We start from the raw sequence: 18,155 nt of genomic DNA, 5'->3' as shown, positions 1-18,155 counted from the left end.
GATGGAAGCGCAGATGGCGGCGAAGCCTCGCCGCCGCAAGGGCCACGGCCGATTGTCGCCGCTGCGCGTGGCCCGCTGCGCTCAGGCCGGTTTGAGCGAGCCCGGGACGATCCTCGCGTCGAAGTCGCGCATCAGGGCCTGGATCTCGGGGTCGCTGCGGATCGCCTCCTCGGCGATGCGCTGGCGCTCGTCGGCGGCGGCCTTGTTGCGGCGTGCCGGGCTGTCGACCACGCCGCCGACCTCGATCGCGAGCTTGACCTCGTGGCCGATCGCGGCCAGCGCGGCGATCAGCTTCTCGCGGCTCGAGGGCTGGTTGAGCGATTCGCGCTCGATGCGCAGCAGCCACTGGTCGGTATCGCGCGCCACCAGCTGCGACTGCAGCGCCAGTTCGCGCGTGAGCGCGGCGATGCTCTCGGCCGCGATCAGCTGCGTGACGGTGGCGAACCAGAAGTCGCCCTCCTCGCTCGGCGGGATCGGCGCGGCCGGGGCCTGGGCGCCGTCGCGCGGCGTGTCGCGCGCGCCGGGCGGCGGCTGCACGCGCATCGGCACGGCGACCACCTTGGCGGGATCGGGCTCGGGGGCGTCCTCGGGCGGACGCGCCTCGGGCCGGCGCACGGGCTGGTCGACGACCGGCAGGCGGTGGCCTGCGGGCGCGTGGGCCGGCGGCTGCGTGGGCGCGGCATCGGACACGGGCGCCGGACGCGGCACTTCGGCCGACATGCTGCGCACCGGGATCGGCCGCGGCGGCTGCACGGGGGCGGCAACGGGGGCCGGCGCCGCCGCCGGGGCGTCATTCAGAGTTTTTTTTTCCGCGGAGGCCGAGCCGGCCGCGTTCTGCGCAGGCTTGAACGCCAGCAGCCGCAGCAGCACCATCGTGAGCGCCGCGTATTCGTCGGGCGCGAGGCCGAGCTCGCCGCGGCCGTGCAGGCACAGGCTGTAGAGCAGCTGGGTCTCGTCGGCCGGCATCAGCAGCGCGAGCCGCGCGGTGTCGGCCGCGTCGGGATCGGTGGCGGACGTGGCGGCCTCGGCGCGCGAAGGCACGGCCTGCAGCACCGCCATGGCCTGCAGCACCGCGGTCATTTCCTCGAGCGTGGAAGCGGCCGACATGCCGTCGATGCGCAGCGCCTCGGAGGTCTCGACCACGGTCTTGCCGTCGCCCTGCGCGAGCGCCTCGATCAGGCGGAACACATGGCCGCGGTCGACGCTGCCGAGCATCTGGCGCACGCCGGCCTCGACCAGCTCGCCGTTGCCGAAGGCGATCGCCTGGTCGGTCAGCGAGAGCGCGTCGCGCATCGAGCCGCGCGCCGCGCGCGCGAGCAGGCGCAGCGCCTGCGGCTCGGCCGGCACCTGCTCGGTCTGCAGCACCGAGGTCAGGTGCTCGAGCACCGTCTCGGGCGCCATCGGGCGCAGGTTGAACTGCAGGCAGCGCGACAGCACCGTGACCGGCACCTTCTGCGGATCGGTGGTGGCCAGCACGAACTTGAGGTACTCGGGCGGCTCCTCGAGCGTCTTCAGCATCGCGTTGAACGCGGTGTTGGTCAGCATGTGCACTTCGTCGATCATGAAGACCTTGAAGCGGCCCTGCACCGGTTTGTAGACCGCCTGCTCGAGCAGCGACTGCACCTCGTCGACGCCGCGGTTCGAGGCCGCGTCGAGCTCGGTGTAGTCGACGAAGCGGCCGGCGTCGATGTCGCGGCAGGCCTGGCACACGCCGCAGGGCGTGGCGGTGATGCCGCCCTGCCCGTCCGGCCCCTGGCAGTTGAGCGACTTGGCCAGGATGCGCGAGACGGTGGTCTTGCCCACGCCACGTGTGCCGGTGAACAGGTAGGCGTGATGCAGGCGCTGGGTGGTGAGCGCGTTCTCGAGCGCCTGCACCACGTGCCCCTGACCGACCATCTCAGCGAAGGTTTTCGGACGGAACTTGCGGGCGAGCACGATATAGGACATTGCGCCCATTCTAAAAGCCGCGAAGGGGGCCTTCGGCGTCCGCCTCTTCGATGTTTCTCATCGATCGATTCACCGCCCCGGCGAAGGGGGCAACGCGAGCGAGGTTAGAATCGCCGCTGACGGGCCTCCCTGCATGGTGAAGTGGCCAACCGGGTCAGGTGGGGAACCAAGCAGCCCTAACTGCGTAGTCAGTGCCAGGGGTAAGGCTCGTCAACTTCTTCAGCGCTTTCGTTTCGGCTCGAAACGGGAGCCGCGCCAACCGCTCCTCGTTCCATCGATCACGGCCTGGGTCTCACGCAAGACCCAGCCGTGCGAGCACGCCACGCGCGGCCGCAACGCCGCTGGCCATCGAGGCGGTGAGCAGGTAGCCGCCGGTCGGCGCTTCCCAGTCGAGCATCTCCCCCGCCACGAACACACCGGGCAGCGCGCTCGTCATCAGTTGCGCATCGAGCGCCTCGAAGCGCACGCCGCCCGCGGTGCTGATCGCCTCGTCGACCGGGCGCGCGGCCAGCAGCCGCAGCGGCACGGCCTTGATCGCCTGCGCGAGCTGCGGCGGATCGTGCATCGCCTCGCGGCTCAGCACCTCGTAGAGCACGCCGGCCTTGATGCCCTCGAGGCCGAGCCGGCTCTTGAGATGGCTGCCGAGCGAACGCGCGCCGCGCGGATGCTTGACCGCGGCCAGCACCTGTTCGGCGCTGCGGTCGGGCAGCAGGTCGAGCAGCAGCGTGGCGCTGCCGTGGGCGGCGATCTCGTCGCGCAGCAGGGCCGAGACGGCATAGACGAGGCTGCCCTCGATGCCGCCCGCCGTGGCGACGAACTCGCCCTTGCGCGCGAACTGCCGGCCGCGGCTGTCGGTGAACGACACGGCCACCGACTTGAAGGGCTGGCCCGCGAAACGCTCCGAGAAATGCGCGCTCCAGCCGCTGCCGTCGAAACCGCAGTTGGCGGGTTGCAGCTCCGCCACCGCCACGCCCTGCGCCTGCAGCCGCGGCGCCCAGGCGCCATCGGAACCGAGCCGCGCCCAACTCGCGCCGCCGAGCGCGAGCACCACCGCGTCGGCCGAGGCCTCGACCTCGCCCGTGGGCGTGTCGAAGCGCAGCACGCCGGGCGAGACCACGGCATCGCCGGTCCAGCGGTGTCGCATGTGGAACTGCACGCCGGCCTCGCGCAGCCGGTGCAGCCAGGCGCGCAGCAGCGGCGCAGCCTTCATGTCGGTGGGAAATACGCGGCCCGAGCTGCCGACGAAGGTCTCGATGCCCAGGCCCGCGGCCCATTCGCGCAGTTGCGCGGGATCGAAGGCCGCGAGCATCGGCTCGAGTTCGGCGCGGCGTTCGCCGAAGCGGCCCACGAAGGCCTCGAAGGGCTCGGAGTGCGTGAGGTTGAGCCCGCCGCGCCCCGCGAGCAGGAACTTGCGCCCCACCGAGGGCATGGCGTCGTAGAGGTGCACGTTCGCACCGGCCGCGGAGAGGATTTCCGCCGCCATCAGGCCGGCGGGGCCGCCGCCGATCACGGCGACGGTGGGAGAAGAAGTCATTCGAGGTTCACCAGTTCGCCCTGCCCGGTCAGGAACGCGGCGCGTACCGTGGCACCGGGATGGGCCTGCTGCACGGCCGCGCGGTAGCGCTGCATCTGTGCGATGAGCGCGGCATCGCGCTCGGGCCTTGCGGCCGATTTGTAGTCGAGGATCCACCAGGTGCCGCTGGCGCGCTCGCGCACCAGCCGGTCGATGCGCAGCGTGTCGCCTTCGTGCACCAGCGTGACCTCGTTGCCGTGCCAGTCGATCCGCTCGAGGTCCCAGGCCCAGGCACCCGCGCCGGCGCGGATGCGCGCGGCCAGCGCCGCGGCGCCGCGCGCCTGCTGCGCGTCGAGCAGGAACTCCTGCGCCGCCGCGCGCACATGGGCCGCGGCCAAGGGTTCGCCGGGCACCGACCATTCGAGCAAGCGATGCATCGCCTGGCCGAAGGCCGCGGCGCGCGCGTCGAGGGTGGCCGCCTTTTCCTTGCGCGCGACGGACACGGTCGGCGTCGCGGAAGCGAACACCGGCAGTTCGTGGATCGCGAAGACGGCCTGCGCCTGCGCCGCGATCGGGGCCACCAGCGGCTCGTCGGCAGCTACGGTCTCGCAGGCCTCGGCCAGCCGCGCCCACCAGCTGCCTTCGTTGGCGCGCGCGGGGCGCACCGACGACAGCACCAGCCGCGCGCGGGCGCGCGTGGTCGCGACATAGAGGCCGTTGAGCTCCTCGCGGTGGCGCGCGCGCTGCTCGTCGAGCAGCAGCGATGCCGCGCAGGCCGGCGGCGTCTTCTCGCTCGCGAGGAAGACGAAGCGCGTCGGCACGCGGTCGCCGCCCTTCCACTCGACCAGCACGCCCATGGTCTGGGCGCGCGGCGGCGGCGCGTCGCAGTCGAGCATCAGCACGGTATCGGCCTCGAGCCCCTTGGCGCCGTGCACCGTCAGCAACTGCACCGCCTCGGGCGCGGCCACCGACGGGGCGCGGACGCCGCCGGCGCGCAGCGCGCGGACCAGCGCATAGGGCGTGACGAAGCGCGCGCCGTCGATGTCGAGCGACGCGGCCAGGAGGCCGCGCAGGTTGGCCAGCGCGCCCTGGCGCAGCGCTGCGGGCACGGCCGCACCGAACTTCGCGAGCACGTCGCCGTCGTGGAAGATCGCATCGAGCGCATCGTGCGGCGGCAGCGTGGCCAGCCAGCGCTGCCAGCGCTTGAGCCGCGGCGCGGCCTCGGCCAGCGCGGCCGGCAGGTCCTCGCCGGTCTGCAGCAGCCGGAACCAGCTCCAGCCCGGCAGCGCGCGCTGGCGCAGCGCCAGTTGCACCAGGTCGTCGTCGCCGATGCCGAACAGCGGCGACTTGAGCGCGCGCGCCAGCGAGAGATCGTGCGCGGGCGAGACCAGCGCGTCGATCAGCGCCACCATGTCCTGCACCTCGGGTGCATCGTGCAGTTCGTTCTTCTCGGGCTGCTGCACCGGGATGTGGCGCTGGCGCAGCGCGTCCTGCATCGCGGCGAGCCGGCTGCGGCGGCGCGACAGCACCATGATCTGGCGCGGCGGCGTGCCGTCGGCGATCAGTTGCGCGATCCAGCGCGCGGCCTGTTCGCACTCCTTCTGCAGCAGCTGCTCCTCGGGCAGCACGCGCGGCGTGACCAGGCTGTCGCGCCAGTGCAGCATGCCGTCGTCGGCCGGTGCCGCCTCGGCCGCGGCTTCGGCGGCATCGCGCTCGATGGCCGGCAGCTTCAGCAGCGCGCCCTCGTCGCTGCGCTCGGTGGTGTGGGCACGGAAACCGTCGAACTCGCCGGCCTCCTGCGCGGCCAGCATGGCCTGGTTGACCAGGCCCACGACGGCGCGCGCATTGCGGTGCGTGTGGTCGCAGTTGAGCAACTCGCCGCCGAGGCCCTCGCGCACGAACTTCTTCGCGGCGATGAAGACCTGCGGCTCGGCGCGGCGGAAGCGGTAGATGCTCTGCTTCGGATCGCCCACGACGAACACGCGCGGCGCGCTGCCGCCCGCGCCCACGTAGGCGCTGAGCCAGCCGTAGAGCGCCTGCCACTGCAGCGGATTGGTGTCCTGGAACTCGTCGATCAAGAGGTGCGCGATGCGCGCATCGAGCCGCTCCTGCACCCAGCCCGAGAGCGCCGACTGGCCCAGCAGCAGTTGTGCGGCCTGCTCGACGTCGTTCATGTCGACCCAGCCATGAGCCCGCTTGACGCCCGCGAAGGCATCGATCAGCAGGCGCGTGAGCCGCGTCATGCGCTGCTGGTAAAGCCAGGCCGCGTGCTGGGCCTGCGCGGCGCACAGCAGCTGCAGCTCGGCCTCGGCCTCCTGCGCTGCGGGGTACTTCTGCAGGTTCTTGTTGAGCCGGTCTTCGGTTGCGACGAAGAAGCTCTTGCGCAGCAGCGCGAGCGCCGCCGGCAGCGCGGACTCGGCCGGCTCGCCGGTGCCGAAGATGTCGATGACGGCCTCGGCCGCCTTCTGCGGCGTCTTGTTGGTCTCGCGGCCGAGCGCGGCGGCGCGGTCGAGCCAGCGCCGGCGCACGGCCTCGCCGCGCAGCGCGTCGGTCGGCGTGTCGAAGCCGGCCAGCGCCGGATGCAGGTCGGCGAAATGCCGCACCGCCTCGGCCGGCTCGGCGAGCGAGAACTCCACGCGCCGCGTGAGCGCCTCGCCGAGCGCCTTGGCGGTCTGCGAGCGGCCGTAGGTGGCGACCACCGCGTAGTAGTCGGCCAGCGCATCGGGGTCGGCGGTCACGGCCTCGAAGAAGGGGCGCCAGGTGCGCGAGCGCGCCTCGGCATCGTCCTCGAGCAGTTCGTAGTTCGACGGCAGGCCGAGCTCGCGCAGCACCGCCAGCGGCGCATTGCGCAGCAGGCCCGCGAACCAGGCGTGGAAGGTGCGGAACTGCACCGGCCGGCCGCCTTCGAGCAACTGCCGGTACAGGCCCTTCAGGCGCGGCGCGGCGGCCAGCGCCTCGGCCGGCGGCATGCCGCGCATCACCAGTTCCTTGACCAACTCTTCGGGCTCGCGCTCGGCGAAGGCCTCGAGCCACTGGTCGAGCCGCTCGCGCATCTCGCCGGCGGCCTTCTTGGTGAAGGTGATGGCGAGGATCTCGTGCGGCTGGCAGGCGTTGGCACCGTCGTCGAGCAGCGCGCGCACGATGCGCGACACCAGCATCCAGGTCTTGCCCGCGCCCGCGCAGGCCTCGACCGCCACCGAGCGCCGCGGATCGCAGGCGACGGTGTAGAAGGCCTCGCGCGGCACGCGCTGGCCGTTGTGTTCGTAGGCGGCGCCATTCATGGCGTGCTCCCCTGCAGCACGGCGGCGCCGGCATCGTCGCTCCAGAAGTCCTTGCGGCACAGGCCGCGCGCGGTGCAGTGCTCGCACACCGTGCCCTCGCCCAGCGGCGGCAGCGGCGTGCCTTCGGCGATGCGCCGGAAGTCGTCGAGGATGCCGGCCACCAGCGCATCGCGCGCCTGCACCACCACCGGCTGCTCCACCGTCTGCGTGCCCGAGGACTTCTCGCCCACGTTGACGTAGGCCGCGCGCAGCGTGTCGTCGGCCACCAGCGCGGCATAGAAGGCCAGCTGCGTGTCCTCGGTCGGCTCCTTCACGCGCTCCTTGGTCACGGCCGAGGATTCGGTCTTGTAGTCGATCACGAAGGGCTGGCCATCGGGCATGCGGTCGATGCGGTCGAGCCGGCCCACCAGCTGCAGCGCGCCCAGCGGCTGCTCCTTCCAGGGTTCGGACTCGACGAAGACCGCGCCCGCGGCCTCGTGGCCCGCGAGCCAGTCGAGATAGCCATCGCGCACCGCGGGCCAGGCCGCGGCGAAGGGCAGGAACTCCGCGTCCGACAGGCCGTACTCGCGCGTGGCGCGCACGGCCGCGTCCTCGATGAAGTGCAGGCGCTCGCCGGCGTCGCGCGTGGGCATCTCCCGCAGCGTCTCGTGGAAGTGGCCGAGCACCGCATGCAGCCAGTTGCCGAAGTCGCGCTTGTCGACCTCGGCATCGAGCTCGTCGGCGCTGCGCAGGCCGAGCTGGCGCAGCGCGAAGAAGCGGTAGGGACAGCGGCGCAGGTCCTCGTAGACGCTGGTCGACACGTTGCGCAGCGGCAGCAGCGCGCCCGAGGGCATCGGATAGAGGGTGGGGCGCACGGGCACCTCGCGCCGCGTGCGCGGATCGTCGGTGAACGCGAGCGCATGGTCGAGCTCGAGGCCCTGCACCAGCGGGCTGGGCCGCACGGGCTCGCCGCTGGCATCGGCGCTGCGCCACAGCAGTTCGCACCAGGGATTGCACAGGGCCGCGTTCCAGGCCGCGCGCTGCGCCGCCTCGAGCGCCTCGCGCGAAGGCAGGCCGAGCTCGAGCCGCTGCGCGGCGCTCCAGTTGCCGGGCGGCTCGGGCGATGCGGGCAGGCGGCGGTCATCGCAGCCCGGGATCACGATCGCGCCGAAGGCCCGGCCCAGCAGCTGGTGCAGCGGCAGCACGATCACCTGCGGTATCTCGCCATTGACGGGCGGCACGAAGCTCGCGTCCTCGAGCACGTCGCGCACCCAGGCCGTGAACTCGGACAGCGTGTGACGACCGCCCGGAAAAGCCTCGTCGTCGCCGTGCGCGCCGGCATCGAGCCACAGTGCCGAGATCACCTTGCCGCCCGCGAGGTCGGCCTCGAGCGGCTCCCACTGGCCGGCCGCCTCGAGCAGCGCGCGCAATGCGACCAGCCATTCGGCGAGCGGGCGCGCCCGCGCCATCGGCGCGCGGCGGGCCTCGATCTCGTTCGTGAAGGGCATCAGCGCGACGTCCTGCGGCTTCTCGCTGTGCGCGGCCTGCGCGCACCAGGCCGACCAGTCGCGCACGCCCTCGCGCCGCAATCTCGACTCGAGTCCCTGCACCGCGAGTGCATCGCCGTCGTCGCCGCTCTTGAGCCAGTCGAGCACCTGGTCGCTGCCGGCGTCGTGCGCGCAGGCGCGCAGCGCGCTCATCAGCATGGCGGCCGCGCGCGTGGTCGAGAGCTTCCAGCCGGTCTCGTCCTGCGCCGTGACGCCCTGCCCCTTGAGCCGCGCGCCGATGCGGCGCGTGAGCGCGCGGTCGGTGGCGACCAGCGCGACCGGGCTACGGCCCTCGGCCAGGTGGCGCAGCGCGCAGGCCGCGGCGAGTTCGGCCTCGTCCTCGGGATCGATCGCGACATGGGCCGCGGACTGCCCGCGCGGCGCGATGGCCGGCACCAGCGACAGGCGCACGGCGCGCTCGCCCCACAGGCCGCACAGGGTCTGCGTCAAAGGGTCGGTCTGGAAGCCCTCGAGCACGATCAGCACGTCGATCTGCGCGCGCGCGGGTTCGCGCAGCAGCACATCGGTGGCATAGCTGGCGTTCGCGGCCCAGGCGACCGCGATGCGGATCAGCGCGCTCTCGATGCGGAACCACTCCGACTCGCTGCCCGCCTGGGCCACGCCCGCGGCGCGCTCGGCCCAGGCGCTGCCGCGCTCCTCGGGCGCGACCGCGGCCGCGAGCGGCGCGAGCTGGTAGGCCAGCTCGACCACGCGGCCCGCGAGCGCGAAGCGTTCGGCGCCGAAGCCGGTCTGTGAGAGCAGGCCCTGCGCGGTCACGAGGTCGCGCGCCATGTCGAAGGCGATGTCGTAGCCCGAAGGGACGAAGCCGCCCGCGCTGCGCGCCCAGTTGCGCGTGGTCTCGAAGCGTGGCACGAAGCCCGGCGAGCCGCAGCGCGCCCACATGGCCTGCGCCACGCCCATGAGCTGCGCATAGGGCACCAGCACCATCGTGCGCGCCGCATGCGCCTGGCGTTCGGCGAGCACGCGCACGATGCGCGCGACCACACCATCGGCAGGGTCGCACCACAGGGCCTGGACGGGATGGCCTTCGTTCATGTTCTGTCGCGGGGGATTCGGTAGCGGGGCCGGGTCGCGGCGAGGGCTCTGGCTATCGGCGCCATAGCCTTCGTGCATGCCACGTCACCCCTTGGTTTCTGTCACAATGACCCGCACTGTAGCTGCACCGAAACTCCCCGCGCACAAGGACTCCATCATGGCCAGCGAGCTGATCAAACACATCTCCGATTCCTCCTTCGAAGCCGACGTGCTCAAGTCCAGCCAGCCCGTGCTGGTCGACTACTGGGCCGAATGGTGCGGCCCCTGCAAGATGATCGCCCCGATCCTCGACGAAGTGTCGAGCGCCTACGAAGGCAAGCTGCAGATCGCCAAGCTCAACGTCGACGAGAACCGCGACATCCCCGCCAAGTTCGGCATTCGCGGCATCCCCACGCTGATGCTGTTCAAGGACGGCCAGCTCGCCGCCACCAAGGTCGGCGCCATGAGCAAAGCCCAGCTCACCGCCTTCATCGACCAGCAACTCGCCTGAGTGCTTTCAAACCGGCCAGCGCGCAACGCGTTGGCCGGCGCGTTTTTCCTGTCATAATCCTTAGCAGATCGCCGGCCCTTTCAGGTAGCCGGTTCGAGTTCCCCGGTCAGTGAGGCAGTTCTCGTCTCACATCGAACCACCCCCCTGTTCTCCGTTTCCCCTCGATTGCCCCCGCAAGGGGTCGTTCCATGCACTTAAACGAACTCAAGGCACTCCACGTGTCTGAAGTCCTCAAGCAGGCCGAAGCCCTTGAGATCGAAAACGTCGGCCGCATGCGCAAGCAGGAGCTGATGTTCGCGATCATCAAGAAGCGCGCGAAGGCCGGCGAACAGGTCTTCGCCGACGGTGTGCTCGAAATCCTGCCCGACGGCTTCGGCTTCCTGCGCAGCCCGGACACCAGCTTCACCGCCAGCACCGACGACATCTACATCAGCCCGAGCCAGGTGCGCCGCTTCAACCTGCACACCGGTGACATGATCGAGGGCGAGGTCCGCATTCCGAAGGACGGCGAACGCTACTTCGCGCTGACCAAGCTCGACGCCGTCAACGGCGGACCGCCCGAGCAGAACAAGCACAAGGTGATGTTCGAAAACCTGACGCCGCTGTTCCCCAAGGAACAGATGCGCCTCGAGCGCGACGGCATCAAGGGCGAAGAGAACATCACCGGTCGCGTCATCGACATCATCGCGCCCATCGGCAAGGGCCAGCGCGCCCTGCTCGTGGCACCGCCCAAGAGCGGCAAGACGGTGATGATGCAGCACATCGCGCACGCGATCAGCGCCAACTACCCCGAGGTCCACATGATGGTGCTGCTCGTCGACGAGCGCCCCGAAGAAGTGACCGAAATGCAGCGCACGGTGAAGGGCGAGGTCATCGCCTCCACCTTCGACGAGCCCGCCGCGCGCCACGTGCACGTGGCCGAAATGGTGATCGAGCGCGCCAAGCGCCTGGTCGAGCTCAAGAAGGACGTGGTGATCCTGCTCGACTCGATCACCCGCCTCGCACGCGCCTACAACAACGTCGTGCCCTCGTCGGGCAAGGTGCTGACCGGCGGTGTCGACGCCAACGCACTGCAGCGTCCCAAGCGCTTCCTGGGCGCGGCACGCAATGTCGAAGAAGGCGGCTCGCTGACCATCATCGGCACCGCGCTGATCGACACCGGCAGCCGCATGGACGAAGTGATCTTCGAAGAGTTCAAGGGCACCGGCAACTCCGAAATCCACCTCGACCGCCGCCTCTACGAGAAGCGCGTGTTCCCCTCGATCCAGCTCAACCGCAGCGGCACGCGCCGCGAAGAGCTGCTGCTCGCGCCCGAGATCCTGCAGAAGACCCGCATCCTGCGTCAGCTCATGTACAACATGGACGAGATCGAGTCGATGGAGCTGATGCTCAAGAACATGAAGGCGACGAAGACCAATGTCGAGTTCTTCGACATGATGCGTCGCGGGGGTTGAGCCGGTCTTCGACCGAAGCTCGCCTCCCCAAAAAGCGCGTTGCATCGCAAGATGCAGCGCGCTTTTTTCATGGGCGCGCGACGGGCAGCGCGCGACCTTCCTCGGCACTGCGCCGGCCGAGATCGAGCAGTTCCATCAGCGCCACCGCCTGCGCGGGCGGCACGGGATTCGGCCCCTGGCCGAGGATCGCATCGCGCACGGCCGCGTAGTACGCGACATAGTCGCCCGCGCGCGTGGGCCAGGCGCGCTTCGCCACCGTGCCGTCGGCCGCGGGCAGCACGAGCTCGCCATCGAGCGGATCGACGCCCCACCCCACGATCGGCGGCCGCTGGCCGGCGCGCAGCGCGTCCTCCTGCGGATCGACGCCGTGCTTGACGTAGCTGCCGCGCGTGCCGTGCACGAGGTAGCGCGGCGCGGCATGGGCCGCGAGCGTGGTCGAGTGCAGCACCACGCGCAGCGGCGCATGCGGCCCCGACTCGTAGCGCAGCACCGCGTGGAAGTAGTCCTCGACCAGGGCCCCGTCGCGCAGCACGGCGGTGTCGAGCTGCAGGGTGTCGGGCATGCCGAACAGCTGCACCGCCTGGTCGACCAGGTGCGCCCCCAGGTCGACCCAGATGCCCGCGCCCGGCACCTTCTGCTCGCGCCAGCGCTCGCGCACCTCGGGCCGGTAGCGGTCGAAATGCGATTCGAAATAGACCGGGCGGCCCAGCTCGCTGCTGGCCAGCAGTTCCTTCAGGGTCAGGAAATCGGCGTCGAAACGGCGGTTCTGGTAGACCGCGAGCACCCGATCGTTGCGTTCGGACAACAGCTTGAGCTCGCGCGCCTCCCCGGCATCGAGCGTGAACGGCTTGTCGACCACCACGTGCTTGCCGGCCAGCAGTGCCGCCTTCGCGACCGGATGGTGCTGGGCGTTCGGCGTGGCGACCACGACGAGGTCGATGTCCTGCCGCGCGACCAGCGCCGCCGTGTCGGGCACCACGGCCACGCCGGGCCAGTCGGCATGCACCTTGTGCGGCTGGGAACTGGCCACGGCCGCCAGCTCGAGCCCGGGCACGGCCGACAGCACGGGGGCATGGAAGGTCTGGCCGGCAAAGCCGTAGCCGACGAGGCCGGCGCGCAGGGGTCTGGAGGTCATGGGAGGCCCGATTTGGCTGGGGACGGGCCGAAGTGGCCGCCATCGGCCCAGTATGCGATAATCGACGGCTTCGCGAAAAGTGCGGCCGGCGTCCTGCCCGCCAGTGGCTCTCGCATCGACCCCCAAGGAAAGACCATGGCAAAAGAAGGCATCCACCCGAATTACCGCGAAGTCCTGTTCGTCGACATGTCGAACGGCTTCAAGTTCGTGACCCGTTCCTGCGTGAACACGAAGGAAACCGCCAAGGCGGACGACGGCCGCGAGCTGCCCCTGTTCAAGCTGGACACGACCAGCGAATCGCACCCGTTCTACACCGGCACCCAGAAGTCGGTCGACAACATGGGCGGTCGCGTCGAGAAGTTCCGCAACCGCTTCGGCAAGACGACCGGCGCCGCTGCCTCCAAGTAAGGCACGCACCCAGGCTCAGGCCTGGCGTCGAGGGCAGCCCGGTTTACCGCGCTGCCCTTTTTGTTTCCCCCACCCGTTGCCGCCCATCGCCCTTTGAACCAGCCCACGCCCGCGATCGTTGCCCAGAATGCCGTGCGCCGGCTGCCGCGCATCGCGCTGCTGCTGCTGTGCGCCGCCTATCTGCTGCCGGGGCTGGTCGGCCGAGGGCCCTGGAAGAGCGCCGACATCACGGCCTTCGGCTACATGGCCGAACTGGCGCGCAGCACCGAGGGCATCGCCCGCTGGTTCGATCCGCGCCTGCTGGGCATCGCGCCCGAAACGCCCGCGCTGGTGCCGTACTGGATCGGCGCGCTGGCAATCAAGATCGCGCCCGCCTGGCTGCATCCCGACTTCGCGGTGCGCATCGTGTTCGCGCTGCTGCTGTGGGGCACCTTCACCGCGACCTGGTACGCGGTCTATTACCTGGCCCGAACCGCGCGCGCCCAGCCCGTGGCCTTCGCCTTCGGCGGCGAGGCGCGGCCGACCGACTACGCGCGCGCCATGGCCGACGGCGCCCTGCTCGCGCTGATCGCCTGCCTGGGCCTGGCGCAGCTCGGCCATGAAACCACGCCCGCGCTGGCCCAGCTCTACTTCGCCTCGCACCTGTTCTACGGCGTGGCGGCCCTGCCCTACCGGCGCGCCGGGCCGGTCATCGCGCTGGTGGTCGGCACGCTGGGCATGACGCTCAGCGGCGGCCCGACCGTCGGCCTGGCTCTCGCCACCGGCAGCGTGCTGTTCATCGCCTACGAGCGTCGCCGCATGCGCCGCGCCGCCGAACCCGCGAGCACCGGCTGGTCCGGCACGGGCGAGGACGAAGGCCCGGGCTACACGCGCGGTGCGCTGTTGACCATGGCCGGCGTGACGCTGCTGGCCGCGGCGCTCGCGATCGGCCTCGGCCTGCTGCAATGGAAGATCGACCTGCCCGGCGCCCATCCCGGCACCTCGATCGCAAGCGACATCCGCAGCCAGGCCCGGCTGCTGCTGTGGTTCACCTGGCCGGCCTGGCCGCTCGCGCTGTGGACGCTGTGGCGCTGGCGCCGCCAGCTCGCGGCGCGCCACGTGGCGCTGCCGTTCTGGTTCGCGCTGGTGCCGCTGGCCGCCACCTGGACCACCGACTACTCCGACCGCTCGCTGATGCTGGCGCTGCCCGCGATGGCCACGCTCGCGGCCTTCGCGCTGCCGACCTTCCGCCGCAGCGTGGCGGCGCTGGTCGACTGGTTCACCCTGCTCTTCTTCAGCGGCCTCGCGCTGCTGGGCTGGATCTACTGGATCGCGATGCAGACCGGCTACCCGCCCAAGCCCGCGGCCAGCGTGGCGCGGCTGGTGCCGGGCTTCGTGCCCGAGTTCTCGCCCATCGCCTTCGTGCTCGCGCTCGCCGCCACCATCGCCTGGTGCTGGCTGGTGCGCTGGCGCACCGGCCGCCACCGCGCGGCGCTCTGGAAGACGCTGGTGCTGCCGGCCGGCGGCACCGCGCTGTGCTGGATGCTGCTGATGACGCTGTGGCTGCCGCCGATCGACTATGCGCGCAGCTACGCGCCGCAGGTGCGCGCGGTGAGCGAGCGCGTGGGCCATCCCAAGTGCGTGGCCGAGCTCGCGCTGAGTCGCGCCCACATCGCGGCGCTGCAATACCACGGCCACTTCGAGCTGCAGCCGCTGCTGCTGGGCACCGATTGCCCGTGGCTGCTGGTGGCCCCCGAGACCATCGAGCGGCTGCACACCATCATCTCGCTCGACCAATGGCGCTTCGCGGGGACCCTGCGCCGCCCCAGCAGTCCCTCCGACGACCTGCTGCTGTACGAGAAGATCGCACCGCGGTGAGGGGCGAACGCGGACTGATCGCCCGCCACGCGGGCACGGTGCTGGTCGGCCAGCTCGCCGTGATGGCCTTCGGCGTGACCGACACCATCGTGGCCGGCCGCTATTCCGAGGACGCGCTGGCCGCCCTGTCGGTCGGTGCCGCCATCTTCGTCAGCGTCTACGTCTCGCTCATGGGCGTGCTGCAGGCCCTGCTGCCGGTGTGGGCCGAGCTGCACGGCGGCGGCCGCGGCGCCGAGGTGGGCCGCTCGGTGCGGCAGTCGCTCTACCTCGCGGGACTGGCGATCGTCGTGGGCATGGCGCTGCTGCTGCTGCCGGGGCCGGCCCTGCAATGGACCCAGGTGCCGCCCGCCATGCGCAGCGAGGTCGAGGCCTACCTGATGGTGCTGGCCTTCGCGCTCGCGCCCGCGCTGCTGTTCCGCCTGTTCAGCACCCTGAGCCAGAGCCTGGGCAAGCCGCAGCTCGTGACCTGGCTGCAACTCGCCTCGCTGGCGATCAAGCTGCCGCTGTCGGTCTGGTTCACCTTCGGCGGCGCCGGGCTGCCGGCCATGGGCCTGGTCGGCTGCGGCTGGGCCACCCTGGTCGTCAACTGGGCGATGCTCGGCTGCGCCGTGTGGCTGCTGCGCGCCAGCCCGTTCTACCGCGGCTACCGGCTCTGGCAACCGATCGAGAAGCCCGACTGGGCGCAGATTGGCCAGTTTGCGCGCCTGGGCGTGCCGGCCGGCCTCGCGGTGCTGGTCGAGGTCACCTCGTTCACGCTGATGGCGCTGTTCATCGCGCGCCTGGGCACGACCGCGGCCGCGGCGCACCAGATCGCCGCCAACCTGCTGGCCGTGGCCTACATGGTGCCGCTGTCGCTCGCGATCGCCACCAGCGCGCGCGTGAGCTTCTGGCTCGGTGCCGGCGATCCGGCGCTGGCGCGGCGCGCCTGCCGCACCGGCTTCGAGCTGACCGTGCTGTGCGCGCTGCTGTTCGCGCTCGCCATGTGGGGGCTGCGCTTCCAGCTCGCGGCCGTGTATTCGGACAAGCCGGCCGTGATCGCGCTCGCGGGCGCGCTGCTGCTCGTGGTGGCGCTCTACCACTTCGCCGATGCGCTGCAGACCCTGTGCGTGTTCGTGCTGCGCTGCTACCGCGTCACGCTCGCGCCGCTGGCGATCTACTGCACGCTGCTGTGGGTGGTGGGCCTGGGCGGCAGCTACCTGCTGGCCTACCGCGGGCTCGGCCCCTGGCCGGCCATGCAGTCGCCGCTAGCGTTCTGGATCATGGGTGCCGCCGCGCTGGCCGTCACGGCGCTGCTGTTCGGCGCGCTGCTGCGCTGGACCATGGCGCACCGCGTGCGCGGCTGAGCTGCTGAGTGGTGACAGCGGCGCGGCCGTTCAGGCCTGCAGCCGCGCCAGCACCCGCGCTTCGCGCACGCGCGTGGCCGGGAACAGCAGCGCGAAGCGCGAGCCCTTGCCCACCGTGCTCTCGATGCGCAGCTCCGCGCCATGGCGCTGGGCGATGTGCTTGACGATCGCCAGCCCGAGCCCGGTGCCGCCGGTCTCGCGCGAACGGCTGCGGTCGATGCGGTAGAAGCGCTCGGTCAGCCGCGGGATGTGCTCGGCCGCGATGCCCGGGCCGGTGTCCTTCACCGCGTACTCGCCGCGGCCGTCGGGCAACACGCGCCAGCTCACCGCCACCTCGCCACCGCCGGGCGTGTAGCGGATCGCATTGCTCAGCAGGTTCGACATCGCGCTCTGCAGCTCGGTGGCGGCGCCGGACATCTCGGAATCGGCATCGATGGTGAACGACAGCTTGTGGCCCAGCTGCGGCGAGAGCCGGCCCGACAGGCCGCGGCCCTCGTCCTCGCACTGCGCGAGCAAGGCGCGGATGCGGGTCCACTGGGTGCCGCCCGGCGCGGCACTGCCCTCGAGGCGCGACAGGGTCAGCAGGTCGTTGACCAGCGTCTCCATGCGATGCGACTGCTGCCCCATCAGCCCGAGGTAGCGCGCGCGCTCGTCGGCATCGAGCGGCAGGTTCTGCAGCGTCTCGACGAAGCCCGCGAGCACCGTGAGCGGCGTGCGGATCTCGTGCGAGACGTTGGCCACGAAGTCACGCCGCATCGCCTCGGCCTGCTCGAGCGCGGTGATGTCGCGCGTGAGCAGCATGCGGCGGTTGCCGGCATAGGGATGCACCTGCACCGACAGCCGCACCGTGTGGCTGCGTTGCTGCGAGCCCGGGCCGTGGCCGTCGATGACGACGTCGCGGCTGTAGTTCCATGACGCGAGGTAGGCGACGAAGGCCGGATCGCGCACGAGGTTGGCCAGGTGCTGCAGCAGGTCGCGCTCGGCATCGATGCCGAACTGCGCCGCCGCGGTCTGGTTGCACCACTCGATGCGGCCCTGCTCGTCGAGCAGCACCACGCCGTTGGGCGAGGCCTGGATCGCGGCCAGGAACTCCTGCAGCCGGTCCTCGGCCTGGCGGGTCTGCTGTTCGCGATCGCGCAGCAGCTTGCGGATGCGCTCGGCCAGTTCGCCCCACATGCCGACGCCGCGGCTGGGCAACCCGACCGCGTCGTTGCGCAGGATCTGCAGCAGCCGCTTGGCACGCCAGCCGTCGAAGGCCAGCCAGACCACCGCGCCGCCCCAGGCGCCGATCCAGCCGAGCTTCCAGCCGAAAAAGGCTGTAACGCCCGCTCCACCAAGGAGAGACGCTATTAAAAAGGTAGCAATGCGAAACGGCATGGCGGGCGATTATCCGCGCCCGCGGGCGGAGACGCTCACGGCGGTCAAACGGTGGCTTGGGCCGTCAGTCGGTAGCCGGCGCCGCGCACCGTCTCGACCATCGGGGACGCCGCACCCAGCGATTCGCGCAGGCGCTTGACGTGCACGTCGACCGTGCGCTCCTCGATGTAGACGTGGTCGCCCCACACCTTGTCGAGCAGCTGGGCCCGGCTGTGGACGCGCTCGGCGTGCTGCATCAGGTAGGCCAGCAGCTTGAACTCGGTCGGGCCGACCTTCAGCGCATTGCCCTGCCAGGTCACGCGGTGGGTGGCGGTGTCGAGCGCGAGCTCGCCGATCTCGACGCGCTCGGTCACCACCTCGGGCGCGCGGCGGCGCAGCACGGCGCGGATGCGCGCGAGCATTTCCTGGGTGGAGAAGGGCTTGGTGATGTAGTCGTCGGCGCCGGCGTCGAGGCCGGCCACCTTGTCGGGCTCATCGCCGCGCGCGGTCAGCATCAGGATCGGGACAGCCTTGGTACGGGGGTCCTTGCGCCACTGGCGCGCGAGCTGCAGGCCGCTCTGGCCCGGCAGCATCCAGTCGAGCAGGATCAGGTCCGGCAGGAAGGCATCGATCTCGCGTTGGGCCGCCGCGCCATCCTCCGACCAGATCGGCTCGAAGCCGTTGTGGCGGAGGTTGACGGCGATCAGCTCGGCGATCGAGGACTCGTCTTCGACGATCAGGACTCGGGGTTTTTTCATGCTTTCTTGGGAGTCTTGCCGCAGTCGTACT

At 71.1% G+C, this 18,155-nt stretch carries 12 protein-coding genes and 1 other RNA gene; 6 read left to right on the top strand and 7 right to left on the bottom strand.

All coding sequences use genetic code 11. The features are described 5' to 3' along the window. Positions 1–81: 81 nt before the first annotated feature. Positions 82–1,947 carry a DNA polymerase III subunit gamma/tau gene (dnaX, locus tag BM109_RS05715; RefSeq protein WP_093341323.1) on the bottom strand — a complete coding sequence of 622 codons (1,866 nt, stop codon included), beginning with the start codon at positions 1,945–1,947 and terminating at the stop codon, positions 82–84. Positions 1,948–2,065: 118 nt separating this feature from the next. On the opposite strand from dnaX, the gene ffs reads away from it, so the two are divergent. Continuing rightward, an RNA gene (gene ffs / locus BM109_RS05710) (signal recognition particle sRNA small type) lies at positions 2,066–2,162 on the top strand. A gap of 77 nt (positions 2,163–2,239) precedes the next feature. Here the strand turns inward: ffs and BM109_RS05705 are convergent. The 3 genes from BM109_RS05705 to BM109_RS05695 are packed head-to-tail and all read right to left on the bottom strand — an operon-like array spanning position 2,240 to position 9,323. After that, positions 2,240–3,481 (bottom strand): TIGR03862 family flavoprotein, encoded by a 1,242-nt coding sequence (locus BM109_RS05705; protein WP_093341321.1) that lies wholly within the window; start codon positions 3,479–3,481, stop codon positions 2,240–2,242. After that, complete coding sequence (locus BM109_RS05700; RefSeq protein WP_093341320.1) at positions 3,478–6,741, bottom strand: UvrD-helicase domain-containing protein; 3,264 nt, start codon at positions 6,739–6,741, stop codon at positions 3,478–3,480. Before BM109_RS05700 ends, BM109_RS05705 begins: the two co-directional genes overlap by 4 nt. Beyond that, the gene (locus tag BM109_RS05695) at positions 6,738–9,323 is read right to left on the bottom strand and encodes a PD-(D/E)XK nuclease family protein (RefSeq protein WP_093341318.1); all 2,586 of its coding nucleotides are present in this window, start codon (positions 9,321–9,323) and stop codon (positions 6,738–6,740) included. The genes BM109_RS05700 and BM109_RS05695 overlap by 4 nt, the downstream gene beginning before the upstream one ends. A gap of 157 nt (positions 9,324–9,480) precedes the next feature. Here BM109_RS05695 and trxA point away from each other — a divergent pair, with 157 nt between their 5' ends. Together trxA and rho are read left to right on the top strand one after the other, a co-directional pair. Further along, positions 9,481–9,813, top strand: coding sequence for a thioredoxin TrxA (gene trxA, locus BM109_RS05690; protein ID WP_057594218.1), 333 nt, complete (start codon positions 9,481–9,483; stop codon positions 9,811–9,813). 188 nt (positions 9,814–10,001) lie between these two features. Beyond that, on the top strand, positions 10,002–11,267 hold the full coding sequence (gene rho, locus BM109_RS05685) for a transcription termination factor Rho (protein WP_057594219.1): 1,266 nt from the start codon (positions 10,002–10,004) through the stop codon (positions 11,265–11,267). Positions 11,268–11,334: 67 nt separating this feature from the next. Here the strand turns inward: rho and BM109_RS05680 are convergent, their stop codons facing one another. Next, entirely contained in the window at positions 11,335–12,402 is a 1,068-nt protein-coding gene (locus BM109_RS05680) for an oxidoreductase (RefSeq protein WP_093341317.1), read from the bottom strand. A gap of 135 nt (positions 12,403–12,537) precedes the next feature. Here BM109_RS05680 and BM109_RS05675 point away from each other — a divergent pair, with 135 nt between their 5' ends. The 3 genes from BM109_RS05675 (at position 12,538) to BM109_RS05665 (ending at position 16,010) form a co-directional block, all read left to right on the top strand. Continuing rightward, the gene (locus tag BM109_RS05675; protein ID WP_093341315.1) at positions 12,538–12,810 is read left to right on the top strand and encodes a type B 50S ribosomal protein L31; all 273 of its coding nucleotides are present in this window, start codon (positions 12,538–12,540) and stop codon (positions 12,808–12,810) included. A 93-nt stretch (positions 12,811–12,903) separates the two neighbouring features. Continuing rightward, positions 12,904–14,667: a hypothetical protein gene (locus BM109_RS05670; RefSeq protein ID WP_093341313.1), complete on the top strand. Its 1,764-nt coding sequence runs from the start codon at positions 12,904–12,906 to the stop codon at positions 14,665–14,667. Beyond that, positions 14,664–16,010 carry an MATE family efflux transporter gene (locus tag BM109_RS05665; RefSeq protein WP_093341311.1) on the top strand — a complete coding sequence of 449 codons (1,347 nt, stop codon included), beginning with the start codon at positions 14,664–14,666 and terminating at the stop codon, positions 16,008–16,010. Before BM109_RS05670 ends, BM109_RS05665 begins: the two co-directional genes overlap by 4 nt. A 30-nt stretch (positions 16,011–16,040) precedes the next feature. Here BM109_RS05665 and phoR read toward each other — a convergent pair whose 3' ends face one another. Together phoR and phoB are read right to left on the bottom strand one after the other, a co-directional pair. Continuing rightward, positions 16,041–17,387, bottom strand: coding sequence for a phosphate regulon sensor histidine kinase PhoR (gene phoR / locus BM109_RS05660; RefSeq protein ID WP_093341310.1), 1,347 nt, complete (start codon positions 17,385–17,387; stop codon positions 16,041–16,043). 44 nt (positions 17,388–17,431) lie between these two features. Next, positions 17,432–18,124 (bottom strand): phosphate regulon transcriptional regulator PhoB, encoded by a 693-nt coding sequence (phoB, locus tag BM109_RS05655; protein WP_057594225.1) that lies wholly within the window; start codon positions 18,122–18,124, stop codon positions 17,432–17,434. Positions 18,125–18,155 lie beyond the last annotated feature (31 nt).

This window comes from Variovorax sp. PDC80, assembly GCF_900115375.1.
In the GTDB taxonomy this organism is placed as follows: Bacteria; Pseudomonadota; Gammaproteobacteria; order Burkholderiales; family Burkholderiaceae_C; genus Variovorax.
Note: the sequence above shows the minus strand (reverse complement) of the source record. Positions and strands in the feature narration are given on the sequence as shown.

Bases quoted from the DNA above. Each gene is read 5' to 3' on its own strand.
- dnaX (WP_093341323.1), bottom strand. From the start codon at position 1,947: ATGTCCTATATCGTGCTCGCCCGCAAGTTCCGTCCGAAAACCTTCGCT.
- BM109_RS05705 (WP_093341321.1), bottom strand. From the start codon at position 3,481: ATGACTTCTTCTCCCACCGTCGCCGTGATCGGCGGCGGCCCCGCCGGC.
- BM109_RS05700 (WP_093341320.1), bottom strand. From the start codon at position 6,741: ATGAATGGCGCCGCCTACGAACACAACGGCCAGCGCGTGCCGCGCGAG.
- phoR (WP_093341310.1), bottom strand. From the start codon at position 17,387: ATGCCGTTTCGCATTGCTACCTTTTTAATAGCGTCTCTCCTTGGTGGA.
- rho (WP_057594219.1), top strand. From the start codon at position 10,002: ATGCACTTAAACGAACTCAAGGCACTCCACGTGTCTGAAGTCCTCAAG.
- phoB (WP_057594225.1), bottom strand. From the start codon at position 18,124: ATGAAAAAACCCCGAGTCCTGATCGTCGAAGACGAGTCCTCGATCGCC.
- trxA (WP_057594218.1), top strand. From the start codon at position 9,481: ATGGCCAGCGAGCTGATCAAACACATCTCCGATTCCTCCTTCGAAGCC.
- BM109_RS05675 (WP_093341315.1), top strand. From the start codon at position 12,538: ATGGCAAAAGAAGGCATCCACCCGAATTACCGCGAAGTCCTGTTCGTC.
- BM109_RS05680 (WP_093341317.1), bottom strand. From the start codon at position 12,402: ATGACCTCCAGACCCCTGCGCGCCGGCCTCGTCGGCTACGGCTTTGCC.
- BM109_RS05695 (WP_093341318.1), bottom strand. From the start codon at position 9,323: ATGAACGAAGGCCATCCCGTCCAGGCCCTGTGGTGCGACCCTGCCGAT.